The organism is Prosthecobacter sp. Pr1, assembly GCF_057652315.1.
Genome location: NZ_JBYFBS010000005.1, coordinates 210,547 through 236,579 on the forward strand (window position 1 = coordinate 210,547; position 26,033 = coordinate 236,579).

Genomic DNA, 26,033 nt, shown 5'->3' on the forward strand with positions numbered 1-26,033 from the left:
TATAAAAAATTTACACTGCATCTAACAATTTGGGCCGAAAATATAACCACTTTTGCAAGGAACTTCTCGGTTCACCTACAGCTAAAGAAAGCTCCGAATCGCTTAGAAATGAAAGGTCTACGTTAGCACGCTTACTCCTATCACTTGTATCAAATGAAACTTCCTCTACTTCGTGTGTGCTTTGAAAAGACTCAATAAGTTTGGCATGCTTTTCCCACGGTGGGAGGTCATGAGATTCAACAATTAGTGTTGCCGTGTTCAAGTTCGGAATCGCCCCTCTCTGAAAGAGAACAAACTCATAGCCCTCACAATCGCTAATGATCAATGAGTAGGGAGAAAGATGCCTCGACAGCCATTTTAGCGAACAATAACCTTGCGTTTCCACATTAGGTGTGTTGTTGGATTCAGCAAATCGCCGTGTCATTCTTTGCGCCCATGGATCAGTATCAAATGCAATAACCTTGGTAGTTGGAAACCATTGCGCCAAACCGACAGCATAAAAACCAAATTTGGATCCTATATCAATAACCAATGTGAATTTACGATTTTTCTGTGCCTTCAGCCATGAAGCAATTTCCTGCTCATATGTTCCAAGTAAAAAGGGCCCCATCTGCTCAGAGTAAAGAAAACTGGGCAGGATCATTCCAGGAAAAAGTCCATTTATACACTTATTCCCAAATGTCTGAATCAACTTATCATTAACTTGCGGCATCCCCCACTCCTTGAGCCGTGCATGGCTTAATCGTCGTGATCGCACTGACAATAATAGCACTTTGATTCTCTCTGGAACAAGAGCATGAAAGACAAATTTAATCCATTTACGCATGAAGATAAAATTTAATGAACAGCCAATTACTTTTTGAAGTGTTTAGTTTACGAAATACATTTTTACAAATGCACATAAAATAAACATAGATAGCACTGACATAAATGAGGCATTCTGAATCAACTCGAAGGATATTTTTGGCAATTAAGTGATTCTATTGAATGACCTTTAACTCCAGCTATTGATAGTGCAAGCAACGTCAATAATGCAATTATATAGCATAACCTGTCGCCACGGTTTTCAGAAGAGTCCAACGCGTGTTCAACTTGTTTAAAAATCGGTGGCGTGCGGGGGTGAGCGACAAAAAAGCGAGGAGACCGAATTCAGCAAGATGGCGCACGAACAAAGCCGATTTCATCAATACTGGAAATCGAATACATCCATGTTGGCGCAGTAGCAGCCAGCGATTTCGATGATGTCTTAGCACTCGCTGCCCAGTAGTTTGCGGACTGCCGCCACCCGGATGGAAACACAGCACTTGAGTGGTAATTTCATTCACCAATCCGTGTTCCAGCAAGCGCCAGCTGAAATCCATGTCAGCATCCAAAAAGTCAAACCTTTCATCAAACCCGCCTACTGCGCGGAAACTCTCGGTTCGCACCGCCATGCAACAAGAGTGAATGCACCATTTTGATGCGTCTGGCAGGAGGAACTCCCTCCATTTTACGGGGAGACGATTGAACAAGCCGGGACCAAGAACGAAGTCAACCACTCCAGGCACTCGCTCACCTGAAGGTCGCAAATCGCCACTACTATCGGTTTGAGTAAATCCGAGTGCCGCCAGTTTTGAATTGGCAAGAAAGCGCTGGCGTATTTCCTGCACAAATGGCGTGAGAGGTTGGGCATCACAGTCAAGGATGACAACCAAGTCCGTTTTCATAAGCCGCATGCCCACGTTCACACTTCGAGCATAACCGAGATTGGTTTGATTACGATGCACCACCACCAAGGGATCTCCAATCCACTGGTCAGGAGCATCCGAAGCATCGTCTACCACCACAATTTGAGCCAGTCCTCCTCCGGCATGTTGCAGTACCAAACGAAGCGTGGCCAAGGTGGTATTCCACGCTTGGAAATTGGTGATCAGTACTCCCAGTGTCACAATTAGTCAGGATGCAGTTCGTAAAATCGCAAAGATAACCCGGGCATATTGTGCTGCGACGACCTGCTTCTCGTGCACCACTAAATGAGCAGGGCCTTGGCTGAGACAGGCTTCGACCTTTCCTGGCTGCGTGAATGCGACCCTAAGAGCATCGGCCAACTCATTTGCACAACCATTTGGAAAGGTCCATCCGCATGGCCCGATGGCTTCGGGGAGTCCTCCCCCATTGGAACCTATGACGACGCAACCGCAAGCGATGCCCTCGATCGCGACGACACCAAAAGGCTCGTTCCAGCGAGAGGGGATGACCATGATCTGGTGATGATTGAGCACCCGCACCAGTTCTTCTCCTGATTTCAGGCCAGTGAAGCAGACTTGATTTTCCAGATGAAACCGCTTCACCTGATCCTCCAAAGCGGGTTGTTCGGGACCTGCCCCGATGATGGTGAGGGAAGGCGTGAGCCCCTGATCACGCAGGAGCGCCAAAGCATCCAGAAGGAGATCGCAACCCTTGTCCGAAACCAGACGCCCGAGAAAGACCATATCTCGATTCCGCTTGATCTCAGGCAGCCGTCGAAACAATTGTTGATCATAAGGATTAGGAATCACCTGACCGTTGAGCCGAAGGAACTGGTCCACTGCGTGGCTGACGGAGATATTGGCATCGGCAAAGCAAGCGAGAGCTTTTTTGAGACGGTCGAGAGGTCTGACCGGATGGCCAGGGTTCTCGTACCAGATATGGTGGGTAGCAATCCAACGCGGGCGGCTGGAACCGCAGAACAGCAGCGGGAGCAGCCCCCACAGGCTGATATTGGCAAGGATGACGACGTCGGCAGAACGATAGGCGACAACGGTGGCCACAAAACAAGGCTGGCGGATGACGCGGAAGGGGAACGAATCGACTGCCGGATTCGGAGTCGAAGTCAACACCGTCACCTCAATCCCCTGACGTGACCACTCAGTGGCTAGGATTTGCACCACGGTTTCCACCCCCCCTTGCAAGGGATAAAAGGCCGGAGAATAGATGAGCCAGTGCTGCGACATTATATTTTTATTATGCAGCAGATGGTCAGATGCCATCGTGCCCGAGCATCTCCTGGTAGAGAAGGCGAATTTGATCGCGATATCTTTTTGCCGTAAAGTTCACAGCAAACGGGGATGCCTTGCTGGCAGCCTCCATCAACTTCTGCGGCTGATCCAAGTAGCCGACGATTTGTTCAGTAAGAGCCTCCGAACTCATGGCTGGAATGCGCCATTTTGGATCAGGAACAGGCACACCGCAATTCTCCGTCAGCAGGACGGGCATGCCACAAGCCATGGCTTCCAGTGCCACGAAGCCAAAAGAGTCTGCTATGGATGGCAGTACGAGGAGGTCATGGGTGGAATAAAGTGTGCGAAGTTGTGCTTTACCAACGGCCCCCAAGGCTTCCACCTTTACGCCCCCGACCCTGTCAGGAATGGGAAACTGGTTGGTCGAAACACCAACCAAAGTGAGGGTGACCCCTTTCGGCAACGATTGTAGCGCACGGAAGAGAAATGGAAGACCTTTGCGCAAAGACCACTCTCCCACAAAGAGTAGACGCAATGCAGTACATTTTTTTTCCTTCCTGCACTCATTGGATGCCGGTTGCCAAAAATCATGGTCCACCCACAGTGGGCACTGAAATAAACGTCGCTCATCGAATCCTGTCTGGGTGAAACTCTGACGATGAAAATCCGAGTATACCAAGAGTCGGTCAGCGAGTTCGTACTCAAGCATTTTGCGCTCCTTCATCGCCTCACCGTCAGCGAATCCGTTCCAAGAAACCTCGCAGGCATCCGCAGCCTCATGCATCAGTGAAGCAAGAGTGGTAGGATGCAATTGCGGGCAGTCGTGAATGGTGCAAGCACCACTGCGGGCAGCGGCTTGAAGGCTCAGGAGATCACAACGTTCCGTGCCAACGAAAAGCGCCGGGGGAGAATGTTCGATCAAACGCGCCGTCAATCCATCGAAAGACTCAAACAATGCCATCGATTCACAATTTCCGTGAATACGCCGTGCCACCCAATCTTTGAGAAAAGGCCAGGGATGTTCAAATATTAGAGCCGGATCAAGGCCGTTCAATCTTCGATTAAGCGTTGCCTTGGCTCCAAGTATCCCTCCAACCCATCCACCCCACTTCCCCGGGGCATCATATATGGAACAGTCAAACCTTCTGAGCCAGCTTGATTCTTGTGCAGCCAGAGCCAGTTGGAAGGCTTGGTGAACCCCACAATAAGCTACATCGATCAATGGCCGGTTGCGTTCGAAGGTCATTCGACAACAAAAGTCAAACCTTGTCAGTGTTCTGCTGAATCAGTCGTGGCCCGGCGAAACGACACCACAGTGCGTAAGGAAATGCTGACAGCCAGCGAAGAAGATGTACAGGCACCATCCAGGGAGTGCGCAAGGTGCGCTTGTTAAAGCCGGCGCTTCGGATATCAACCGCCAGCAGGTAGGGCAAAGACTTCCACGTAGCGTGATTAAGCAGAAAATACCACGAACCGAAGTAGTGGTGCCAGCCCGTCCAAAAATTCTTACGCGTCCAATGACGTGCGCCGCCATCCACAACTCCAGCCCCACCCAGATGGTAAAGGCTTACTTCAGGACAATAGTAAACGACTCGCCCGCTCCTCTTCCAACGCATCCCAAAATCCGATTCTTCACGAAAAGCGCCGCGCATGAAACATTCGTCCATGCCCCCTACTGCAATGAAATCCTCCCGCCGCACCCCCATGTTTCCAGCCATCAAAAAACTTCCTGTGAATGGCTTGTTGTAGTTACGTTTGCAAAACAACCATCCGATTTCAGGATCGAAAGCACGAGGGTCGAGTTCAGAGACTTTTTCGCCCTGGCCTTCCAGCACCATGCCTGAGACAGCCCTCACTTTTACATCAGCAAAAGCTGCGGCGTACGAACGAACAAATCTGGAGTCCACCACAATGTCATCGTCGAGAAAAACGACGACATCGCCCGTAGATGCCAGCGCTCCCCGGTTGCGCGCCATGGAGGCATTCGGTTCTTCCTGCCTGATCCAGACAATTTGCTTCTCAAGGCTCCACTGGTTCAATTGCTTGGAAACGGATGGCGGTGTTTCCGTGGACTGATCCACAACTACGATTTCATGTGCGCGATAATCCTGGTTCAGCAACATGCGAATGGCCTCCACCAGCACAACTCCTCGATTGAACGTGGGAATAACAAACGAGATGTGGATTGGCATGAAATCGATCTGCATCATCTAATCACTGCGGTCCAAAACCGGTTCTTAAGCGTTATTCGATCAAAATCTGCCTTCACGGCAGACTGAGCATTTTCGCTAATCACTCTCATCCGCCCTGTGTCGGCCAGGAAATCCGCAAGCTTCTGTGCTATGACATCCGGATCATTGGTAGAAAGCTCAAAAGCGGCATCGTTTCGACGTAAATAGCGACCCGCAGCTGATGATTCAGGACCATGATAAACAATCGGAACACCAGACGCCATATAGCTGACCATCTTCGTGGAAAGACTAAACTGGCAGAGATTGCTCCATTCTGGTTCCAGTGGCAGAGGTAAATAAAGGAGATGCTGAAAGCCCATTTCTTTCCCCACAACTTCAGAGGACGCAAAGGGCAGAAGATTCACCAACTCCTTGCCGACAAGATTCTCAGGATTGAACCCCTGTGTTCGTACGGTGAACCGGACGGGGCGCCCATGGCCGATGGTTGTTTGATGTCTTTCCAATGCGGTCATCAATGCTCGGAAGTTGGGAAGGTATGTGTTGTTAAACATGCCCATGAAATAGAGCCGGACCTCAGTTGAAGGGGGAACAAACTTCAATCCTAAACTTGGGGCGCATCCATCCGTGTGGATGAGGTAGGTTCGGTCACCGTAGCGCCGGCAATACTCCAAACCCATCTCCTGTGAAATCACGAATCGGGTGGCGGCCTGCAGCCAGACCTCCCGCAAAACCACCTCCATCTTCGCCAGTCTGGGATGCTCCTTTGCAGTGTAGGTGAAGTCATCATGGATGCTGATATGCACCCGCAATCCCAGCCGTTGAGCCACCCGAAAACCCGCAACAAAGTCGCCCCAAGAATGAGGCAGCAGGTGAACATCGGTGGCGTTCAACCTCACCAACTCCCTTTCTAGCCGTTGCGCAAAGCACCTGCTCCAAAGACTTTCCACGTAGCCACCCAACCAAGCGAAACGAGTCCGATCAATCCTGCCGAGAGAGGGACGAATGGGGATCAGCGACTCTTCCAGCGTCCATGCCGCACGCTCCTTTCCAAATCCGGTGCAGATGCTGGCGACTGGGACAGGGGCGTCTTCGGCAACCGAACGGAGGATATTTGGTCCGCCGCCGACGTCACCAAGACTGAAGCACTGAATGAAAACAAATTTCAACGAACCAGAAAATGAACGAGACTTTTGTGGCTCATCGACAGTACTACAAGGCAGGCCATCGATGAAACGGGCTCAGTGCGGCCAGAGAACAGCAACAATGTCCTCCCCAACAACGCTAAACGAGTAGCCGTGCATCGAAAGGAAGGGAAGCAACTCATGCCGTTCTTCTGCGTTAAGGTGCGCATATTCGAACACCAACATGCCGGGGCGGCAGTGATCGAAGGGAAAAGTCTTGAGCAGTCGAAAGTCAGCACCTTCAGCGTCGATGAACAGAAGATCCAGATTCCGTTCGGGCGAACGGTCGAGCAGCTCGGCAAACGTCACCGTTTCAACCAGGGTCTCCTCAATCCAGTCGGTGGACTCCGCTTGGGAATAACCAAACCAAATGAGCATCTTTTCCACATGTTCACGATCAAAGGATGAGACTTGATCGGAAAAGTGACCTCCTCTGCAGCTTTCTGGATTGCGCACCACATAAAAGGGCAGCGAGCCACCTTTCTCCGAGATGGCCACATTGAGGGCTTGGCGATTGGGGTTGGCGGCCAAGGTCTTCACCAAACGAGTGTAAACACGAGGGTTCGGCTCCAGCAAAAGCCCCTGCCAGTTGGATCGATTTCTGAAACAACTGATTGGATCATTGTGCGTCCCGTCATGAGCCCCCACTTGAATGAAGCGAACCTGCTTGGCATTCGCGAAGGATTGAAAAATGAGATCTTCCACAGTAGGTAGGCGTGGAAGTCGAACAACGGAAGCCCCGAAGGGGCGCAGAATCCGCCGCAGCAACGATAGAATCAATTTTTGCAGCATTTGAGAAAGTTTTTGATTGAGTTCAAATGATAACTTCAAAAGTCATTGAGTGAGTCGAACGTTACCCCTTATTGGACAAAGATTGCATCCAATTGTCGGAGATATCCCTTATTATCGCGGCTCAGCTTAAACATATGGTAGAGATCGAACCCTCTTTCGAAAAAAAGCGGTCAGTGCGGCGTCAAATCTAAGCTGTCCTTGTCAAGTTGGCAGGGTGATAAATTCATAAAATGCGAGATGCATGAACTTTCTTGCGCTGAATTGTTCAGCCCCCTTCAATATCAAATGCCCCGCCCCCTTGCATGTCTATTTTCAAAAGGTCGACTTCGGGAAATTTCAACTCACTGACGACAGAGTCTAGTGTCCTGAACTGAGCATCGTTGACAAATTTTGTATCAAGAAGCCCTTCACCCCAAGTCGTTTGGCAAGTCTCGTCCGTCGAGAAAAGAAAGTTGGCATCCGATCTTGCGCAGAACAGCCTGTATCGGTGAGGCTACAACACTTTTGAGAAGAAAATTCATCAGCTGGAGGCAGGCTTAACCATTCGGCGAGAGGGGTGAGCGAAGTCAGGAGGTGACACAGTCGGCGAATGGGCGACAAGCAACCCATCAACACTGTAAGTTTCATCAAGATCGACGGAGACATTTACCGTGTAACCGATTGCTTTTAAAAAATCGGCGCAGCCATAGTGAAGATCCATGCTGTGAGTGGAAATGAAGAGATAATCGACACGACGTTCCTTCAAGAGATTGCTGGCACCTTTAAGCATATCCAATTCGAAGCCCTGGATGTCGGAATGAAGAACGGAGATGTGAGTCAAATTTTTCTCCTTTGCCAAGGAATCCACACACCGGACGGCCGCGCCAGAAGGATCAATGCCATCCGCAGCTCCGATGAAGGCATGTGTGAAATCTCCATGCAGGCCATTGATCTCAAAATTTTTCCGCCCGATGTCCAAGTGAAGAGCATCTGGCTCGACCAAAAAAACGCGGGCATTTCTAACATCTTTGGCAAACCACATGGAATAAAATCCCCAGTAAGCACCGAGTTCGACCATTGTGGATCCAGATGGCAAATTCCGGATGATGTTATCAAATACAGCCTCTTCCTGGGGTTCGTGGCAACCCATGTTGGTGCTGAGAATGCTTGTGCCACCCTGGCCATAGTAACAATCCTTGATCACACGCAAGCCATTGTGCATGAGCTGGATTCCATTAGTCACCTTCCCCGCATTTGGCACCCGAAATATCCGTGCGTTATCTGGACACTCTTTAACAATTGCAGCACGTTCAGAGTACCATACCCTCTCAGTCCTGCTTGATTTCCATAGGACCAAGCGATCCCACAGCGATGGGAAGAGTATTCTGCAGGTCTGACGTAGCAATTGCATCATTTTTTGTCGTGTTGGAGATCCAATGGAGACAATTTTGGCTAAAGAACGGATAACTCGTCCAGTGCACCCCGAATGGCCCTGGCCTGATGATGAACCGTCCAGGTGGAGGACAATGTAGCGTGATTGCGGTCTACCAACGTCTGGTAGTCGGAGATGTGGGGGAGCAGGTCACGAAGAATTTGTTCGGCAGGGTTGTCCAGATTGGCCTCGATAACGGGATTATACCCCAGTATCTCCACCAGTTCAGCGGGGCAATGGCCTAACATCAGTGTCTTGGAGGCCATGCATTCGAAGTAGCGGAAGGTCGAGGTTTCGACACCTTTAGCCTGTTCGGGATGGGAGATGGCACGGGGAAAAACCATGCATATTTTGGCGTGGCTGTAGCTCACAAGCACTTCTTCATGAGGGGTGGGGGCGACAAGCCCCTGAAGCGGAAATCGATGGTTTATGCGGGCTCTCGCGAGAGGCAGGCGAATGCGTTCGTGGAAAGCAGTGAAAGGTCGCCCCATCTCCAAGACATCAATGGGCCGTTTGATCAAAGGCAGGGAAGGATCGAAGCAGTCAGGATCGACCGCTTCAGGAAGCCAACGAAAATCGATTCCAGGAATCCGTCTTTGCATTTCCGCCATGGGGCCTTTGGCGGAAATGAAAGCAATTTTGGGACGGGCGTATTCAAACACTTGCTGCCACCCGTCCCACAAATCGGGCCACAGATCAAAGCTGTAGGTGACCAGTGGGTTCCTCAGCATATACGGGAAGAAAGCGGCGGGCCAGACGTGATTGAGCTGGGCGAAGAATGGTTCCTTTCTGTTTTGAAAAGGAAGCCTCCTTATTTTGAGCATGACTGCAAGCCTGGCCAGAGCACGGAGAGGTCTTTTTTGCAGCAGGCTGGAATGGCATGGCACACCTTCGGCCTCAAGCGCCCGAACCAGCATGCGGATGGTCGGAAGAATGTGCGATTCGTGCGTGGGAAGCAGAACTTGGAACATTCTATAAACCCACGGTTGCTCTTCTGGGGCTCATCCTTTTGGCAGTGAACATTTCGGCACAGAGCGAGTATGCGGAATCGGAGCAAGGCAGATTGATGCCCAGGCAATGACAATCTCTATTGGCCTTGGATGAGACTTTGTTTTTGCGGATGGGGCCAAAAACTAGACACTCAAAACATACCTGCTTAGAATAAAAACAAAGCAACGGCGGCGTGCCCGGCAAAAAGATGCCCATCGGTGTATTTCGGAAAAGACATTCCCACGTCTCATGAGGCTAATAGCTTCCGCCGAAGATGGAGGAAGGATAAAAGACAGCGACAAAATGAGTGAAAACCACTGTCAAAGCAGCAAGTCCACGGATGGATTCCAGATAAAGCAGTTCTCTCAAGGAGTTTGCCAGGTAGTATCTGAGAGTGTGCAAAAGACACGTCACGTAGTGTGCTTGGCTAAGATGAGCGATCCGGGTTAGTGATGAATTGCCAGGCTGGCGGCATGGATCTCCTCAAAGACATCATCCAGTGTCTTGGTGATCCGCCATCCTGAATAGTGAGCCTCCATCTTGATCAGATCGCTGATGCAGCAGATGTGGTCCCCTTCCCGGTTCTTGTCCACATACTCCCACTGCATGGGTTTGCCGGAAAGAGCGGTGATTCTTTCAAATGCTTCAAGGATGGAGACGCTGTTGTCGCGACCTCCGCCGATGTTGTACACCTCGCCGCAGCGGGGATTTTCAAAGAAAGCATGCATGAAGCGGACGACATCCAGGCTGTGTATATTACCCCGCACCTGCTTGCCCTTGTAGCCGAAGACATTGTACTTTTTTCCAGCGAGGTTGCACTTGATCAAATAGCTGAGGAAGCCATGAAGCTCGACACCGCTGTGGTTCGGGCCGATGAGGCAGCCACCGTGCAGGGCGCAGGTCTTCATGCCAAAGTAGCGCCCGTACTACTGCACCATGACATCGGCAGCCACCTTCGACGCGCCGAAGAGGCTGTGCTTGCTCTGATCGATGGAGAACTCCTCGGTGATGCCATTTGCGTATACCAGGTCGTCGTAGTCCCATCGATTAGCAAGTTCCTTGACTTTGATCGTATTTGGGAGGTCCCCGTAAACCTTGTTCGTGCTCATGTGGCTGAATACGGCATCGGGCGCGTGCTGCCGGGTGGCCTCCAGCATGTTCAGCGTGCCGACGGCATTCGTGTCAAAATCATCGAAGGGGCGCGACGCAGCGAGATCGTAGCTGGGCTGGGCGGCGGTGTGAACGACAACGTGAGGCTTTAATGAAGAAAAGCAGTCCACCACGGCCTTGCGGTCCCGGATGTCGAGCTCGAGGTGTTGGAATGTGGGATGAGCCGTTTTGAGCCGCTCCTGATTCCATCGGGTGTCCCCTTGAGGGCCGAAGAAGTCGGCGCGCATGTTGTTATCCACGCCGTGAACCTGCCAGCCCAGTTGACAAAAATACCCGACAACTTCGGAACCAATGAGTCCGGAGGAACCTGTGACGAGGAGATTGATAGAGAAAATGGAGGTCGGAAAGAATGAGTGACAGCTTTCAGCACTGGGGCGACGGTGCTTGGATACGATTGTCGTGAGTGAGACCAAAGAGGCATGTGGTTAAGGCATGGCCACACTGCACCACCGCCGCGACGATAACGAACCACGCCAACCCTATCACACTGTCGAGCGGCAGCAGGCAGGCTGCCACCGCCTGAGTAGCGAGGGTCAGCGGAATATTGAGCCAGGCCAGACGAATCCAGCCACGAGATACATTCATTCCCCAAACAAAACCGGCCAAACTGTTGAGGGCCATGCCCGCCAGCACCAACACCATTTCCCGCTGCAGATGCGCGTATTTCCCGCCGAGGAGCCAGAGGAACCAATGCCCCTGCCACCAGGCGAACACTAGAAGAACAATGCTGAACGCCACCGTGCCAGCCACCAGGGAGATCGCCATGGCCCACATCCGTTTTCTGTCGGAGGCACGGGCGAAGGAAGGAAACACGAACTGCCCCAGAGGACCGGCCAGCACGGCGAAGATGACGGCGAGGCGGTTCAGCGCTCCGAGATCCGAGACCTCGCTCGTGGTGGCAAAGACGCTGATCAGCCAAGTGGCGAGCTGGCCCTGAATGCAGATGAAAATGCAGTTCGGCAGCAGCTGATGCACCACCTCCCAAATGCGCGCCGCATGATCGGCGATGCCAGTGGGCTGCAGCTCCCCCAGCAATGGAAGAACCTGCCTGCGAACAATTCCATATTGGGTAAGATGGGCGACAAGAACCGCCATGAGAGCAGTGAGCGGAGTGAGCCCGCCCAGCAGTGCCAGAGCCGCCGTCACCGAGGTGCGGACAAGTGCAGGCACGAGATCTGCCACCTGAAGCTGCCTGGTGCGCGATTGCAGACGGTTGATGACATTGAAAATTGAAGTGGTGGAAACTTGCCAGATGGGCGCGAGCACCAGCACGGTGAGCCCCAATGAGGAGGGGAGACCTGCACCATTGCGCAGCAGCAGCCATAAGGAAATGCCCGCAACGATGACCGATGAGAGAATTGCCAGTTTCATCCGCAGACGCAGCGCGGCATGCACCAGGCCTTTCAATGATGCTTTGTCCTGCCACATCGTGCCGCCAATGGAGGTGACGGCGCTGACAATGCCTGCATCCGCCAGGACGGAAAGCGTGGCACTCATGCTGCTGGCGATGGTGAACCAGGCGTAGTCCGGCTTTTCCAAAGTGCGCACCAGCAGGAAACCCGCGATGGCATTCAGCGCCTGTACGAACAGCTGCACCAATGCGAAGCCGCCAAAGATCGCGCTCCAGCGGTACAGGCGCAGTCGATTGTGGCGAAGTGACAGCCATGATAACATTCGAGAAGAGTGAGGAGCTGAGCAAGCTGGCAGCTCTTAGCTGTTGCAGGAACTGCAGGGTGTGTGAAAAACTGCCATCCTCATATGCAACAAGCCGCTGCCGCCATCACTCCGGAAAACCTGCGGGTGCATGTCATTCATTATACCCGCCTGACGGAACGCCGGGCGCATATGGAGCGTGTGCTGCGGGAGCATGGGCTGGACCACTTTCCGGTCAGCTGGATGACAGCGCATGATCGCGAGGAAGTGCTGGCAGACGGTGCGTTTGAACGCGGCGAGTGGGGAGACCCAAAAGTGATCGCAGCGGGTTCGGTCTCTCTGGTCTTGAAGCATCTGGCGGTGTACCGCCAAGTCCTGGCTGAGCCGCACGCATGGCATCTGATCCTGGAAGATGATGTCCTGATCCGTCCTGGCTTTCTGCCCGCTTTGATAGACTGCCTGAATGAGCTGCCCAAAGAGTGGGACATGTGCTTTGTCGGACTGGGCTGCGATCTGCATGTACCCTGGTGGCTGCGCCGCGCCGGCAAGCGTCTCTACTGGCGCGGCTGGAAACGCGGCCTGCTGTGGGGTGGGGGCGGCTGCTCCCGCTGCACGGAGGCGTATCTGATTCATCCCGGCTGCGCGGAGCGTGTGTTGTCCAGCCGGTTTGCGCATCCGCCTTTCAACCGTCCCATTGACTGGCATTTGAATGCCGCAGGCCAAGCTTTGCACATCCATTCTTACTGGGCTGAGCCGCCCTTGGTCACCCAAGGGGCGTTCGAGAGTTGGATGAACGATCCCGCCTTGAACCCTGCAAGGCCATGATCGGCGCAGAGTCGTTGCCTTCACTCTGTGATCAATACGTTCCATGTCTGAGCCAGCGTTACTGTCTACCTGCGAACGGCCAGCCAGTTTCCGACAAGATTGCGGTAATCTTCAATTTGAACGGGAGCATTCATCCCCTTCCCTTGCTCCACGGAGCGCACTTCAAATCCGGCTGATTCCAAATACGTCAGCAAATCATTGGAGGTGAAGCCATGACGAACTGAGTTCGGATCTCCGGCCTCAATCAAAATCTGCCGGGTGTTTTTGAGCAGGCTGCTGGCACCGCGCAGCACGGCGAGTTCCACTCCCTCGACATCGATCTTTAAGAGATCACAGCGAAGCAAGTCTGGAAACAAAACATCCAGAGTGGTGACTGGAACCGTGATACTTTTAGTGTTCAAGCCCAAGTGCTGAGCGGAACCATTGGGAACCATGAAATTCATGTCGTCACGGCGGTCATCGGTGAACTGCGCCCCCTCTTCACTGGGGGCGTCTGCAACGGCAACTGAATAACGCTGAACCTGCGGTGAACTGAACTGGTTTAGGCTGAGGTTTTCCTCCAGACACCGATGAATGAAGGGATGTGGCTCGATGGCATGAACAACACCATTCTCGCCGACGGCGCGTGCCCCTTCCATGACGGTAAATCCAATGTTGGCTCCGACGTCAATCATCGTGTCTCCCGGTTTGAGAAGTGAACGGATGATGTCCAAATCGGCATCCCTTTGATGTCGGTCCACCCAGAGCTGCCAGGCAAGGTTGGCCGGATGCAGATGGAGACGAAACGAACGCATTGGAAAAGTGATCCGCCGCCCCCAGCCGGTGAGCCAGAATACTTGGGCGACCAAAAAACGAAGCGGCTTCGGATGGCGCAGCACACTTAAGAGACGGTTCATTGAAGATGGGATCCCACATGAATTTAGTCACGAGTGATCGATTCCACCCAGCCCTGATGCTGAAGATACCACGACACGGTATCATGCAGCCTTTTTTCAAGGGTGTGGTCGGGATTCCAGCCGAGTTCGAAACCGATTTTCGTCGCATCCATGGCGTAGCGTCGATCATGGCCGGGCCGGTCAGAGACAAAAGTGATGAGGCTGCGCGAATGCCCCTCGAGTTCGGGCTTCAGGTAAGTGGCAGAGGTAAGGCAGTCCAGACTGACAAGCTTTGAGATCTCAGGCTGGCCAATGACCTGCCGGATGAGATTTGAGCCGATGAAGCCTGCCCGGCCAGTGATGAGAAGATTCATCATGCTTTGACGCCGGCGTATTCGCTGAAGACGCCCATGCAGGCGATGCGCCGGGCGTCTTGGAAACCGGCGGCCTTGAGGGCGGATACGACGGCCTCAGGCCGGACACAGGCGTCCATGGTCTCCCAAAAGTACACCATCATCTCTTCTGCTTTCTTGCTGCGGGTGAGCAGTCGGGCGAAGAAGGGATACACGATGCCGAAGTAGAGCTTGAAGAGCGCGGAGCCGATCCTGCCCGCTGGACGGGTGGCTTCCATGATGAGGACACGGCCGCCGGGCTTGAGCACACGGTGAAATTCACGGAAAGTGGCCTCCAGATCGGCGAAGTGGCGCAGTGCGTAGCCCACCGTAAGGAAGTCATAGGCGTTGGCTTCGACAGGCATGCTCTCCGCGCGGCTCTGGATGAAACGCGCGCCTGGCAGCTTTCCCTTGGCCACAGCCAGCATGCCATCACTGGGCTCCACGCAGGTGATGGTGCTATCACCACCGAGCACTTGGCTGGCGGCTACGGCGACGAGGCCAGTCCCGCAGGCGACATCAAGGTGCTGCATGCCAGGCCGCAATCCATGGCGGCTCTGCGCCGTCCTACGGTAGAGATTGCCTGTGCCAAAAAATCCCCAGCCTACGATGGGATCGTAATGCGCGGCTCCTTGATCGAAGAGTTCTTTGACGTAGTCCTGCCGCTCTTCGGGCTGGGTGTAGCGATGGGGCAGGATTGGATGAGGAATCATGGAGGTTTCAGATGCTTTTAGGCCAACACGTTGCACTTCGATGGCAACGTCGGCGAGGTAGTGTCACGTACTCGCAATGGGGCAGTTCAATCACGAGGTTTTCAAAGTCGCAGAGAATCTGAGTTCATGGCCAGAGTTTTGATCACCACTCCAGGATTTCCCCTGACCAAAATGCGTTCTGGGACTGAGTTCATCACCACACTTCCTGCACTCACCACACTTCCGCTGCCCACCTCCACTCCAGGACCGATGAACGATTGTGCGGCGATCCAACAACCATCGCCCAGCGTGATGCCACGCACGATCAAATCGAACGTTTCCCTGCGATGATCGTGTGAGCCTGTGCACAAGAACGAACGTTGTGAAACGCAGACATGTGATCCGATTTTCACCGGGGCAAGACTCAGGATCATGACCTCTTCTCCCAGCCAGACGTAGTCACCCAGGATCAGCCGCCATGGGAAGGAAATGTTCACATTCGCCCTGATGACAACGCCTGCGCCTACTTTCGCACCGAACCAACGGAGCAGGGACGATCGCAAAGAAGAGGGCCACGGCACCGAAGTTTGAAAAAAAATCCGCTTCGTCAAAAGCCAGGCCGCCTCCTTCCAGCGCTCCGCACCTCGATCAAAGCCCTTATTGGCAAACTTGGACAGATCAATCATCAGATCTTTGAAGCACTTGCTTACCCTGCCAACAAAGCGTCAAAACGACTCAAAAACTTTAAAAACGAACCACGCAGCCAAGCTGCCGCCAAAGGTCGCTTAAGCGGCGGCCTGGATGGTTTGCCGTGGTAGGATCGGCATTTTCAAAAAGGGAGGTGACTGTACCATGCTGATACCCAGCGCAAAGAATAAAGTTCTCCGGTATGTTAACACTTTGACACCAAGCTGTGCTGGCAGCGTACATTTTTCTCCGGCAAAATATGAGTTGTCGTGGTGTCCCGAGTTCTTTTTGGATGAACCCGGCCTTTTTTGCATTTATCCATTTCCATGCGCCGCCCCCCTCCCCTTCTGACTGCCCTTGTCCTCGGCTTGGCCGCGTGTTTTTGCGCCCAGGGACAAACCAGCCTCAAGCCTGAAGGTGCCAGCCCAAATGCCCCTCGGGTGAGCAGCCTGGGCACGCGCTTTGCCAGCATTCCCGGCACTACTGTGCAGTTTGCCATCTGGGAGACGCGGCTCTCCGAATGGAATGAGTTTCTGCGCCAGAAAAAGTATCCATGGTCCTATCAGACGCACTTTGAGCAATCGCCAGAGCACCCTGTGGTAGGCGTCAACCTGCAGGATGCCGTGGCTTTCTGCAATTGGCTCACCGAAACTGAGCGCGAACAGCACCTGATCGACAGCTCCCAGAGCTATCGCCTGCCAACGCCGGAAGAGTGGGACTCTGCCGTGGGTCTGGCCCGTGGTCGCAAGAAGGTCAGCCTCTCCGCTGAAGACCGTCTGCTGGACGATCAAATCTATCCTTGGGGGCAGGACTGGCCGCCGCCAGCGAAGACCGCCAACTTTGCCGATGGTGAGATCACCGGCTACGCGAACGACGGCTATGCATTCACCGCACCGGTAGGAAGCTTCACTCCTACTCGGGAGGGACTGTTTGACCTCGCGGGGAATGTCTGGGAATGGACCCAGCCAGTGGAGATCCGGGCGCAACCGACCGGGGTCCTGCGCGGCGGCTCCTGGGCCTATTTCCGTGCTGAATGCCTCACCTCGGCCTATCAGTATGTCGTTCCTGCAGACCTGCGGGCCCCCACCATCGGCTTTCGCTGTGTGTTTGACGACAAACGTCGTACCGCCAGCCTCCTGGCCGCCTCCGATGCGGAGAAGAAGCAGGCTTTGGAGGAACGCATGAAGGCCATGACGGACAGCCGCAAGGTGGACGCCACTGCGGTGGAAGCACTGCGCAAGCAGATGCAGGGCAAGGGCGATGATGGCGGCCTGCCCGACCCTGGAAGTCTCAAACCCGCAGCAGCGGATGGCAGCTCCTTCATCAATGCGCTGGGCATGCGCTTTGTCCCCTTGCAGGAGAAAAGCGGCCCTCTCATCTGCGTCACGGAAACCAGCGTGCGCGATTTCGAAACCTGGCTGCGGGATACCGGACGCAACTGGAGCCAGAAACCCTCCTTTCTGCTGGGTGGGAATCATCCTGCCGCCGGTGTGTCCTGGGAAGATGCCATGGCTTTCTGCGCCTGGCTGACCGAGCGTGACCGCGCCAGCAAGCTCATCCCGGCCACCGCCTCCTACCGTCTGCCGAGCGACACCGAGTGGAGCCTGGCTGCGGGTTTGAAAAATGAAACCGGCACCGATCCCGCCGCGAGGCATCTCGCGGACAAAACACATTACCCCTGGACGCCCAAGCCGGATGACTGGAAACCGCAAGCACTCGCTGCCAATCTGGATGCCACCAAAATCCCCGGCACTACAGACAATTACTCCTACACTGCACCTGTGGACAGCGCGCGCGGAAACGCCCTGGGCCTCTATGAAATGGGCGGCAATGTCTCTGAATGGTGCGCGGATGCATGGCCCGGTGCGCCGGAAGAGCGCGTCATCCGCGGCGGCAGCTGGCTGAGCTTTGACAAAGAAGCCCTGCTGACATCCGCCCGCTCACATGCGCTCAAGAATGCCTCCCGTGCAGATCTGGGCTTCCGCTGTGTGCTGGATTTTGGCACGCCTTAAGTGCCATCAGCACAACTTCAACAGGCGCCGGATTGGGTCCGGAGAGGATGGTGATCTGGTGGCACTTAAGACAGCGCCGCGATCACTTCGATCTCCACCAAGGCTCCCAGAGGCAGTCCTGCCACGGCAACGGTCGAACGCGCAGGCTTGTGACCGGCAAATGCCGCCTCATAGAGCGGATTGACCTTGGGAAAATCGGCCATGTTTTGTAGAAAGACGGTCGCTTTGATGACAGAGCTCAGCGTCAGCCCCTGCGCCTCCAGCAGCGCGCGGATATTGGCCAGCACTTGGGTCGTCTGACCTTCCACATCCGTCGCCACGATCTTCCCTGCGGCCGGATCAATGGGAATCTGACCTGAGCAAAACAGCAGGCCACCATGCTTCACTGCTTGAGAATACGGACCGACCGCAGCCGGGACCTGGGGAGTGTTGTTGATGAGTTCCATGCGAATCTCTTAACGATCCACACCTGCGATTCAAGCCTCGAGATTCATTCGCCATCGATTGCCTCATCAGGGCCGCGCTTGGCTCCAGTGATTAATTTACCCATGCTCACCACCCGCCACCCAAGGCTTTGATCAGGGCCACGGTCGCATTCAGACGACGCGAGCGGAGATCAATGGCACTGCGCTCGGCATTCAGGGCCGTGGCTTGAGCGGTGGCAACGTTGATGTAGCTCAGGGTACCCGCCTCATACTGATTGGTGGCGATTCGTTCGCTCTCCCGGGCCGCATGCACCGCTTCATTCTGGGCTTCAGTTTCGGCGGCCAAAATGCGCAGCGTGGACAGCGCATCTTCAGATTCCTGCATGGCGGTTAGCACAGCCTGCCGGTAATCCGCGACGGCCTGCCTCCAAGTGGCGTCCGCCTGCGCCTTGGCGGCCAACCGCTGGCCGCTGTCAAGAATCGCCAGGCTGGCATCAGGACCAAACGACCAGAAATTGTTGCCCTGCGCAAACAGGTTGGCCAAGGCACGCCAGCCAGTGGCGGTCCCCAAAGAGACGGTGGGGAAAAAGGCGGCGATGGCGGCACCAATACGTTCGTTGGCAGCAGCCACGCGACGCTCGCCCGCAGCGATATCGGGACGGCGCTGAAGCAGCGTTGATGGAGCCGTGGCTGGCAATGCGGGAATGTGCGAGGTGAGAGTGGCCGGCTTCAAGCCGAAATCGGCGGGGGCACGGCCAGTCAGCACGGCCAGAGCATGCTCCATCGTCGCCCGTGTCACACCGATTTCGATCAAAGCGGCACGCGAGGTCGCAAGCTGCGTCGCTGCGAGAGCGACATCAGCCTCGGAGGCCACACCCTGTGCTTTGCGGTTTTGCGTGAGTTCCAGTGACTTGGCGTAGCTGGCTACCTGGCGCTCAAGCAAGAGCCTTTGAGCATCGGCAGCACGCAGTGAAAAGTAGCTCTGCGCCGCCTGAGTTTGCAGGGTGAGCCGGGTGGACTCCACATCGGCCTGCACCGCCTCGACATCCGCCTTGGTGGCCTTGGCGGTATGCCGCAGACGTCCCCAGAGATCCAGTTCCCAATTGGCCGATCCTCCTACGGATTGAATACTTTTCACGCCTGAACCGCTGCGGGCGGCATTGATGGAGTTGGCGTTGCTGGAACCGCCTAGAGCACCGCTCTTATTCACGGTGTAGTCGCTCGTAGCAGAGGCCGTTGGCAGGAAGGCAAGCTTGGCGGCCGTGAGCAAAGCCGAGGTCTGCTGCGCTTTCGCCACGGCGGACTGCAGCGATTGATTGGAAACCTCCAAGCTTTTCATGATGGCGTCCAGATCGCTGTCATGAAAGATGGACCACCAGTTGCCACGCGGCAGATGATCGGCGGGCTGCGCAACTTTCCAGCCGCGGCTCTCCTTGAAGTTTGCCGGCAGATTCATCACCGGAGCCTGTTTCTTGGGTGAGAAACTGCAGCCTGCGGCGGAGAACAGGAGAATGATGACAAAAAGACGATTCATAGAGTAGCGGGAACAGGAGCAGCATTCATGACCGGAGCGGCGCGATGTTTTTTCAGGAACCGCAGTCTGAGACCATCGAGGAATAAGTAGACCACGGGCGTGGTGTAAAGTGTGAGCATCTGGCTGACAATCAATCCGCCAACAACGGCAACACCGAGCGGTCTGCGCAACTCAGAGCCAACGCCGGTCCCGAGTGCCAATGGCAAAGCACCGAGCAAGGCGGCACAGGTGGTCATCAAAATGGGGCGCAGACGCAGCTTGCAGGCTTCAAAGATGGCCTGGAATGAATCAAGCCCTCGTTCGCGTTCGGTTTGCAGAGCAAAGTCGATCATCATGATGGCGTTCTTTTTCACGATTCCGATGAGCAGGAAGATGCCGATCATCGCCATCACCGTGAAATCCATACCGCAGACATACAGGGCAAGCAAAGCCCCTGCTCCTGCGGAAGGCAGGGTCGAGAGGATCGTCAGCGGATGGAGGAAGCTCTCATAGAGAATGCCCAGGACGAGATAGATGACGAGCAGAGCGGTGAGAATCAGGACGGGCTGGCTGTCCAGCGAGGCCTGGAAGGCACCCGCCGTGCCGGCAAAAACGCGCTGAACGTCTTCGGGAATCTGCAGTTTGTTCACCGCATTCGTGATGGCTTCCGTGGCGTCTGCAAACGCCACTCCGGGCGGGATGTTGAACGAAAAGGTCAGCGCCGCGAACTGCCCCTGATGGCTGATGGACAGCGCAGCAGGCGCGAACTCCCACCGCGAAAGCTGGTTCAATGGCACGAGCTTGCCGGAGTCGGAACGCACCATCACCTGATCAAAGGCTCCGGGGTCGTCATTTTGAGATGACTCTAAAATCACGCGGTATTGATTCAGCGGCGCATAGATCGTGGAAACCATGCGCTGGCCGAAAGAGCTGTTCAGCGCACTGTCCACCGCCTGCATGCTCACCCCAACACGAGCGCAGGCGTCACGGTCAATAACTAGCCTGGTGACGGTGCCCTTGTCTTCGAAATCACTGTTCACATCCACGAGTTCCTTGAGACCAAGGAGTGCCTGACGCACACGCGGCTCCCATTTGCGCAGGGTCTCCACATCCCCGGCCTGAAGCGTGTATTGATACAAGGCACGGCTGGAGCGCCCGCCAATGCGCAAATCCTGCGAAGGCATCAGCAGCAGGGTGGCACCTGCGATTTTTGAAAGCTTTGCTCGGAAACGAGCCAGCACGACATCGACCGTATCACGCTGGCTCAACGGTTTGAGAGAGATGAAGACTCTGCCGCTGTTTTTCGGCCCGCCCATGCGTGAGTCAGAACCGCAGCTTGCATTCACTTTTTCAACCGCTGGATCTGCCTGCGCAATCTTGGCGATCTCGATGATTTTCTCGCGCATGGCTTGGAACGAGATGTTCTGATCCGCGCTGATACCGCCAATGAGCAGGCCCGCATCCTGCTGCGGGAAAAAGCCCTTGGGGATCGTCACATAGAGCCAAGCGGTCAGAGCGACGATGCCGATGAGCGCCGTCAATGTGAGCCAGTGATGCCGCAGGGCGATGTGCAGCGTGCTGGCGTAGAATGACTGAATCCAGTGAAAGATGCCGTCCGACAGCCGTGCAAAATAACCGGGCTTGTGGCCTTCCTTTTCTGCGCTCAACAAACGCGCGCACATCATCGGCGTGGTGGTGAGTGAAACCACGAGCGAAACGGCAATGGCAACGGAGAGCACGACGGCGAACTCTCTGAACAACAGCCCCATGAGACCTCCCATGAGCAGGATGGGAATAAACACGGCGATCAGTGAGACGCTCATCGAAATGACCGTGAAAGTCACTTCACGCGTCCCCCGGCGCGCCGCCTCCATCACGGGCACGCCGTTTTCGACATGGCGGGTGATGTTTTCCAGCACGACGACCGCATCATCAACCACAAAGCCGGTGCTGACGGTGAGGGCCATCAGTGAGAGATTGTCCAGACTGTAGCCACAGAGATACATGACACCAAAAGTGCCCAGCAGGGACACCGGAACCGCCACGCCCGGAATCAAAGTGGCCCGCACCCGGCGCAAAAACGCGAACACCACCAGGATGACGAGCAAGGTGGCTATCAGCAGCGAGTACTGCACATCATCAATCGAGGCACGGATGGTCACTGTGCGCTCCATGGTGATGTCCAGATCCATCGAGGCGGGAGCCATCGCACGGAGTTTTGGCATCATGGCTTTAATCTTGTCCACCACCTCGATAATGTTCGCTCCGGCCTGACGGAAGACGATGAGCGACACGGAGACCTTGCCATTGGTGCTGCCGTAGTTGTAGGCGTCCTGCACAGAATCCGTCACTTCACCGAGATCCGCCAGCCGTACGGCCGCACCATTGACGTAGCTGACGATGACGTTTTTGTACTCGTCAGCCTTGTCCATTTGATCGCTTGCCAGCACCTGCCAGCGTCGATTTTCATCTTCAACCACCCCCTTGGGCCGGTTCACGTTCGCAGCGGCGATGGCGGCGCGGACGTCTTCCATGGTGAGGTTCGCCCGCGTCATGGCCGGCATGTTCATGCTGACGCGCACGGCGGGCAGCGAACTGCCGCCGACGCTGACACTGCCCACGCCTTCGATTTGTGAAATCTTCTGCGCAATCACCGTGGACCCGACATCATACATCTGGCCAGAGGTGGCGACGTCCGAAGTCAGCGCCATGATCATGATCGGCGAGTCCGACATGTTCATTTTGCGGTAAGTCGGATTGCCAGGCATGCCTGTGGGCAGCAAACTGCGCGCCGCATTGATGGCGGCCTGCACGTCCCTAGCAGCGCTGTCCACGTCGCGGCTGATGTCAAACTGCAGGCTGATGCTCGTGCTGCCCTGCGAAGAGGATGAGGTCATCTCCGTGATCCCCGCGATACGACCCAGCGTGCGCTCCAGCGGTGTGGCCACCGTGGCGGCCATGGTTTCGGGACTCGCACCTGGCAGAGAGGCCGAGACGGAAATCGAAGGCATGTCTACCTGCGGCAAGGGCGAAACCGGCAGATTCGTGTAAGCCAGGACACCTGACAACGCGATCGCCAGCGTGGCGAGCGTGGTCGCCACGGGACGGTGGATGAAGGTGTCGGTCAAATTCATGCAATGGCAGGAATTTCAGCCGCCTCTTCTTCCCGGCGTGAAGGCGCAAAGCGGTCAAACATCAGATAGATGACCGGTGTGGTGAAGAGGGTGAGCAACTGGCTGACAAGCAAACCACCCACCATCGTAAGTCCCAGCGGATGGCGCAGCTCGGAGCCCTCCCCGCTGCCAATCATGAGCGGGAGCGCACCGAGCAAGGCGGCAAGGGTGGTCATGAGGATCGGGCGGAAGCGCAGCAGGCAGGCCTGATAGATGGCTTCCCGCGGCGGCATGTTGTGCTCACGCTCAGCCTCGATGGCAAAGTCGATCATCATGATGGCGTTCTTCTTCACGATGCCGATCAGCAGCACGATGCCAATGATGGCCATGACGCCGAGTTCGGTATGCGTGAGTTCCAGCGCCAGCAGGGCACCCACTGCAGCGGACGGCAGCGTCGAAAGAATCGTCAGCGGATGAATGAAACTCTCATAGAGGATGCCGAGCACCAGATACATGACGACGACGGCGGCAAGAATGAGCAGCAGCTGATTGCTCAGCGCGCCTTGAAACGCGAGCGCTGTGCCGGCAAAGGCAGTCTCAATGCTTTCGGGCATGTTGATGTCGTCTTTGATGCGTTCGATTTCCGCCACCGCAGCCCCCAGAGAGGCACCGGGTGCCAGATTGAAAGAGACGGTGGCGGCGGGAAATTGATCCTGATGTGCAAAGGCCAGCGTGGCGGGCTCCTCGATGATTTTGGCCATCGTGCTCAACAGCACCTGCTGGCCACCGGTGGAAGGGACGCGCACCTGTTCAAAAGCCGAGAGTCCTGACTGGAACTCCAGACCATGCTCCAGCACCACACGATACTGCCCGCTCTGGGTGAAAATGGTCGAAACAAGCCGCTGCCCAAAGGCATTGTAGAGTGCCGCATCGATGGCGGCGACAGTCACGCCGAGGCGGCTCGCCGTTTCACGGTCGATCACCACGCGCGCCTGCAGACCTTTGTCCAGCAGGTCGTCGGCCACGTCCGCCAGCAGGGGTGATTTCCGCAGTTCGTCCACCAACTGGTGCGTCCATGACTGCAACGATTCAATACTGGGAGACTGAAGCGTGTATTGAAACTGGGTCCTGCTTACGCGGTCCTCGATGTTCAAATCCTGCACTGGCTGCAGATACAGCTGCACGCCCGGCAGACGATTGGCCTTGTCCTGCAGACGTCGGACGACCTGCGCGGCGGTCACATTCCGCTCATGCCTCGGCACAAGATTGATCAGCATGCGTCCCGTGTTGGGAGTGGTGTTCACGCCATCCACGCCGATGAAGGACGAAACACTTTTCACGGCCTCATCCTCCGTGACCAGACGTGAGAGCTCCTGCTGCCTCTGGCCCAGCGCGGCGAAAGACACGCTTTGCGGTGCCTCGACAAAGCCTTGAATAAGACCGGTGTCCTGCAATGGGAAGAAGCCCTTCGAGACGCTTTGATACAGCAGCCCGGTCGCCACGAGTGTGGCGGCAAAAACCAGCATCATCGTCGCGCCGTGATCAAGCACCACACGCAGCACCCGGCCATAGAGAGAGATGATGGCATCAAAACCACGCGACACTTTCTGCGCGATCGGCCCTTCCCTGCCATGCTTCAGCAGGCGGGCGCACATCATCGGCGTCAGGGTGAGTGAGACGACCGCCGAGATCACGATGGAAATGGCCAGCGTGATGGCGAATTCACGAAACAATCGGCCCACCACATCCTGCATGAATAGCAGCGGAATCAGCACCGCGATCAAGGACAGGGTGAGCGAGATGATGGTGAAACCAATCTGCTTCGCCCCTTTCAGCGCAGCCGGCATCGGCTCTTCACCATTCTCGATGTATCGCGCGATGTTTTCGATCATCACGATCGCGTCATCCACAACGAAGCCCGTCGCGATGGTCAGCGCCATGAGCGTCAGGTTGTTCAAACTGAAACCGCACAGCCACATCACGGCAAAGGTGCCCACGAGTGAAAGAGGCACCGCGACCGCCGGAATCAACGTCGCACGCAGACTGCGCAGGAAGACAAAGATCACCGCGACCACCAGGAAGATGGAGAGCAGAAGTTCGTACTGCACATCCTCTACGGAAGCACGGATCGTGGTCGTCCGATCAGTGAGAAGCTGCACATCCACCGACTGAGGCAGATTCTCCTTCAGCTTCGGCAGCATCGTCTTGATGCGGTCAGCCACTTCGATGACATTGGCTCCCGGCTGGCGCTGCACATTGACGACGACCGCTGGCTGCACTGTCGTCGAAGGCTTCACATCCGCCCACGCGGCGAGGCGCATGTTCTCGGCATCATCCACCACGTCAGCAACATCGATCACTCGCACAGCGGCGCCATTGCGCCAGGCGATGACGAGATTGCGGTAGTCATCGACGGAGAGCAGCTGGTCGTTGGCATCGACCGTGCTGCTGCGCGTGGCATTGTCGAAACCACCCTTGGGCTGGTTCACATTTCCCATGGCGATGGCATTGCGCAGATCCTCGGTGCTGAGGCCACGTGAGGAGAGGGCCACCGGATTGGCACGAATGCGCACCGCAGGCCGCATGCCGCCACTGAGCGAGACAAGGCCCACCCCGGAAATCTGCGACAGCTTGGGCACGAGCCGCGTGTCAGCGGCGTCCTGCACCTTGATGAGCGGCAGCGTCTGCGAGGTCAGCGCCAGCGAGATGATGGGAGCATCGGCCGGATTGACCTTGTTATAGATCGGCGGATTGGGCAGGTCCGTGGGCAGCAGTGTTGCGGCGGCATTGATGGCCGCCTGCACGCTTTGTTCGGCTATGTCCAGACGGAGCCCGAGCGTGAACCGCAGCGTGATCACCGAAGAGCCGCCGCTGCTGATCGAATACATCTGCGCGAGGCCGGGCATCTGCCCAAACTGACGCTCCAAAGGGGCGGTGATGGAGGAGGTCATCACCTCGGGTCCCGCGCCAGGATAAAGTGTGACGACCTGGATCGTCGGATAATCAACCTGGGGCAATGCCGCCACCGGCAGCAGCCGGTAAGCCAGCCCGCCCACAAGCAGGACCGCCACCATCAGCAAGGTGGTGGCGACAGGGCGCTCGATGAAGATGCGGGAGGGGTTCATGCGTCAA

At 55.5% G+C, this 26,033-nt stretch carries 20 protein-coding genes and 1 pseudogene; 2 read left to right on the plus strand and 19 right to left on the minus strand.

Going from position 1 to position 26,033, the window contains the following annotated elements:
- Positions 1-10: 10 nt before the first annotated feature.
- The 11 genes and pseudogenes from AC24GY_RS10515 to AC24GY_RS10565 all read right to left on the minus strand — a co-directional run bounded on the left by AC24GY_RS10515 (position 11) and on the right by AC24GY_RS10565 (position 12,388).
- Positions 11-826 (minus strand): class I SAM-dependent methyltransferase, encoded by an 816-nt coding sequence (locus AC24GY_RS10515; RefSeq protein WP_487682644.1) that lies wholly within the window; start codon positions 824-826, stop codon positions 11-13.
- Positions 827-1,037: 211 nt separating this feature from the next.
- Positions 1,038-1,928, minus strand: a complete 891-nt coding sequence (locus tag AC24GY_RS10520) for a glycosyltransferase family 2 protein (protein WP_487682646.1) — start codon at positions 1,926-1,928, stop codon at positions 1,038-1,040.
- 6 nt (positions 1,929-1,934) lie between these two features.
- A complete protein-coding gene (locus AC24GY_RS10525; protein WP_487682648.1) occupies positions 1,935-3,008 on the minus strand; it encodes a glycosyltransferase family 4 protein in 1,074 nt (357 codons plus the stop codon).
- Positions 2,998-4,224 carry a glycosyltransferase family 4 protein gene (locus AC24GY_RS10530; RefSeq protein ID WP_487682651.1) on the minus strand — a complete coding sequence of 409 codons (1,227 nt, stop codon included), beginning with the start codon at positions 4,222-4,224 and terminating at the stop codon, positions 2,998-3,000. Before AC24GY_RS10530 ends, AC24GY_RS10525 begins: the two co-directional genes overlap by 11 nt.
- A 13-nt stretch (positions 4,225-4,237) precedes the next feature.
- Complete coding sequence (locus tag AC24GY_RS10535; protein WP_487682653.1) at positions 4,238-5,188, minus strand: glycosyltransferase family 2 protein; 951 nt, start codon at positions 5,186-5,188, stop codon at positions 4,238-4,240.
- On the minus strand, positions 5,185-6,336 hold the full coding sequence (locus tag AC24GY_RS10540) for a hypothetical protein (RefSeq protein ID WP_487682655.1): 1,152 nt from the start codon (positions 6,334-6,336) through the stop codon (positions 5,185-5,187). Before AC24GY_RS10540 ends, AC24GY_RS10535 begins: the two co-directional genes overlap by 4 nt.
- Positions 6,337-6,408: 72 nt before the next feature.
- The gene (locus AC24GY_RS10545; protein ID WP_487682657.1) at positions 6,409-7,143 is read right to left on the minus strand and encodes an FkbM family methyltransferase; all 735 of its coding nucleotides are present in this window, start codon (positions 7,141-7,143) and stop codon (positions 6,409-6,411) included.
- 520 nt (positions 7,144-7,663) lie between these two features.
- Entirely contained in the window at positions 7,664-8,344 is a 681-nt protein-coding gene (locus AC24GY_RS10550) for an FkbM family methyltransferase (RefSeq protein ID WP_487682658.1), read from the minus strand.
- Positions 8,345-8,574: 230 nt separating this feature from the next.
- Positions 8,575-9,525: a CgeB family protein gene (locus AC24GY_RS10555; protein WP_487682660.1), complete on the minus strand. Its 951-nt coding sequence runs from the start codon at positions 9,523-9,525 to the stop codon at positions 8,575-8,577.
- 465 nt (positions 9,526-9,990) lie between these two features.
- Positions 9,991-11,040 (minus strand): annotated as a pseudogene (locus AC24GY_RS10560) (NAD-dependent epimerase/dehydratase family protein).
- A gap of 37 nt (positions 11,041-11,077) precedes the next feature.
- Positions 11,078-12,388, minus strand: a complete 1,311-nt coding sequence (locus tag AC24GY_RS10565) for a lipopolysaccharide biosynthesis protein (RefSeq protein WP_487682662.1) — start codon at positions 12,386-12,388, stop codon at positions 11,078-11,080.
- A gap of 84 nt (positions 12,389-12,472) precedes the next feature.
- Between AC24GY_RS10565 and AC24GY_RS10570 the strand changes: the two genes are divergently transcribed.
- Positions 12,473-13,192: a glycosyltransferase family 25 protein gene (locus tag AC24GY_RS10570; RefSeq protein WP_487682664.1), complete on the plus strand. Its 720-nt coding sequence runs from the start codon at positions 12,473-12,475 to the stop codon at positions 13,190-13,192.
- Positions 13,193-13,257: 65 nt separating this feature from the next.
- Here the strand turns inward: AC24GY_RS10570 and AC24GY_RS10575 are convergent, their stop codons facing one another.
- The 4 genes from AC24GY_RS10575 to AC24GY_RS10590 all read right to left on the minus strand — a co-directional run bounded on the left by AC24GY_RS10575 (position 13,258) and on the right by AC24GY_RS10590 (position 15,837).
- The gene (locus AC24GY_RS10575; RefSeq protein WP_487682665.1) at positions 13,258-14,088 is read right to left on the minus strand and encodes an FkbM family methyltransferase; all 831 of its coding nucleotides are present in this window, start codon (positions 14,086-14,088) and stop codon (positions 13,258-13,260) included.
- Between the two features lie 23 nt (positions 14,089-14,111).
- Positions 14,112-14,444, minus strand: coding sequence for a hypothetical protein (locus AC24GY_RS10580; RefSeq protein WP_487682667.1), 333 nt, complete (start codon positions 14,442-14,444; stop codon positions 14,112-14,114).
- A complete protein-coding gene (locus AC24GY_RS10585; protein ID WP_487682669.1) occupies positions 14,441-15,172 on the minus strand; it encodes a class I SAM-dependent methyltransferase in 732 nt (243 codons plus the stop codon). Before AC24GY_RS10585 ends, AC24GY_RS10580 begins: the two co-directional genes overlap by 4 nt.
- Positions 15,173-15,273: 101 nt before the next feature.
- Positions 15,274-15,837 (minus strand): WcaF family extracellular polysaccharide biosynthesis acetyltransferase, encoded by a 564-nt coding sequence (locus tag AC24GY_RS10590; protein ID WP_487682671.1) that lies wholly within the window; start codon positions 15,835-15,837, stop codon positions 15,274-15,276.
- 327 nt (positions 15,838-16,164) lie between these two features.
- On the opposite strand from AC24GY_RS10590, the gene AC24GY_RS10595 reads away from it, so the two are divergent.
- Complete coding sequence (locus AC24GY_RS10595) at positions 16,165-17,850, plus strand: formylglycine-generating enzyme family protein (RefSeq protein WP_487682673.1); 1,686 nt, start codon at positions 16,165-16,167, stop codon at positions 17,848-17,850.
- 65 nt (positions 17,851-17,915) lie between these two features.
- On the opposite strand, the gene AC24GY_RS10600 is transcribed toward AC24GY_RS10595, so the two are convergent.
- The 4 genes from AC24GY_RS10600 to AC24GY_RS10615 all read right to left on the minus strand — a co-directional run bounded on the left by AC24GY_RS10600 (position 17,916) and on the right by AC24GY_RS10615 (position 26,026).
- A complete protein-coding gene (locus AC24GY_RS10600) occupies positions 17,916-18,296 on the minus strand; it encodes a RidA family protein (RefSeq protein WP_397384686.1) in 381 nt (126 codons plus the stop codon).
- Positions 18,297-18,402: 106 nt separating this feature from the next.
- Positions 18,403-19,809 carry an efflux transporter outer membrane subunit gene (locus AC24GY_RS10605; RefSeq protein WP_487682675.1) on the minus strand — a complete coding sequence of 469 codons (1,407 nt, stop codon included), beginning with the start codon at positions 19,807-19,809 and terminating at the stop codon, positions 18,403-18,405.
- A complete protein-coding gene (locus AC24GY_RS10610; RefSeq protein WP_487682677.1) occupies positions 19,806-22,922 on the minus strand; it encodes an efflux RND transporter permease subunit in 3,117 nt (1,038 codons plus the stop codon). The genes AC24GY_RS10605 and AC24GY_RS10610 overlap by 4 nt, the downstream gene beginning before the upstream one ends.
- Positions 22,919-26,026: a multidrug efflux RND transporter permease subunit gene (locus AC24GY_RS10615; RefSeq protein ID WP_487682679.1), complete on the minus strand. Its 3,108-nt coding sequence runs from the start codon at positions 26,024-26,026 to the stop codon at positions 22,919-22,921. Before AC24GY_RS10615 ends, AC24GY_RS10610 begins: the two co-directional genes overlap by 4 nt.
- Positions 26,027-26,033: the final 7 nt, after the last annotated feature.

Excerpts from the sequence above, each read along its gene's own strand:
- AC24GY_RS10515 (WP_487682644.1), bottom strand. The coding sequence starts at position 826 with ATGCGTAAATGGATTAAATTTGTCTTTCATGCTCTTGTTCCAGAGAGA.
- AC24GY_RS10525 (WP_487682648.1), bottom strand. The coding sequence starts at position 3,008 with ATGGCATCTGACCATCTGCTGCATAATAAAAATATAATGTCGCAGCAC.
- AC24GY_RS10530 (WP_487682651.1), bottom strand. The coding sequence starts at position 4,224 with ATGACCTTCGAACGCAACCGGCCATTGATCGATGTAGCTTATTGTGGG.
- AC24GY_RS10535 (WP_487682653.1), bottom strand. The coding sequence starts at position 5,188 with ATGATGCAGATCGATTTCATGCCAATCCACATCTCGTTTGTTATTCCC.
- AC24GY_RS10545 (WP_487682657.1), bottom strand. The coding sequence starts at position 7,143 with ATGCTGCAAAAATTGATTCTATCGTTGCTGCGGCGGATTCTGCGCCCC.
- AC24GY_RS10550 (WP_487682658.1), bottom strand. The coding sequence starts at position 8,344 with ATGCACAATGGCTTGCGTGTGATCAAGGATTGTTACTATGGCCAGGGT.
- AC24GY_RS10555 (WP_487682660.1), bottom strand. The coding sequence starts at position 9,525 with ATGTTCCAAGTTCTGCTTCCCACGCACGAATCGCACATTCTTCCGACC.
- AC24GY_RS10565 (WP_487682662.1), bottom strand. The coding sequence starts at position 12,388 with ATGTTATCATGGCTGTCACTTCGCCACAATCGACTGCGCCTGTACCGC.
- AC24GY_RS10570 (WP_487682664.1), top strand. The coding sequence starts at position 12,473 with ATGCAACAAGCCGCTGCCGCCATCACTCCGGAAAACCTGCGGGTGCAT.
- AC24GY_RS10575 (WP_487682665.1), bottom strand. The coding sequence starts at position 14,088 with ATGAACCGTCTCTTAAGTGTGCTGCGCCATCCGAAGCCGCTTCGTTTT.
- AC24GY_RS10580 (WP_487682667.1), bottom strand. The coding sequence starts at position 14,444 with ATGATGAATCTTCTCATCACTGGCCGGGCAGGCTTCATCGGCTCAAAT.
- AC24GY_RS10585 (WP_487682669.1), bottom strand. The coding sequence starts at position 15,172 with ATGATTCCTCATCCAATCCTGCCCCATCGCTACACCCAGCCCGAAGAG.
- AC24GY_RS10590 (WP_487682671.1), bottom strand. The coding sequence starts at position 15,837 with ATGATTGATCTGTCCAAGTTTGCCAATAAGGGCTTTGATCGAGGTGCG.
- AC24GY_RS10595 (WP_487682673.1), top strand. The coding sequence starts at position 16,165 with ATGCGCCGCCCCCCTCCCCTTCTGACTGCCCTTGTCCTCGGCTTGGCC.
- AC24GY_RS10600 (WP_397384686.1), bottom strand. The coding sequence starts at position 18,296 with ATGGAACTCATCAACAACACTCCCCAGGTCCCGGCTGCGGTCGGTCCG.
- AC24GY_RS10605 (WP_487682675.1), bottom strand. The coding sequence starts at position 19,809 with ATGAATCGTCTTTTTGTCATCATTCTCCTGTTCTCCGCCGCAGGCTGC.
- AC24GY_RS10610 (WP_487682677.1), bottom strand. The coding sequence starts at position 22,922 with ATGAATTTGACCGACACCTTCATCCACCGTCCCGTGGCGACCACGCTC.
- AC24GY_RS10615 (WP_487682679.1), bottom strand. The coding sequence starts at position 26,026 with ATGAACCCCTCCCGCATCTTCATCGAGCGCCCTGTCGCCACCACCTTG.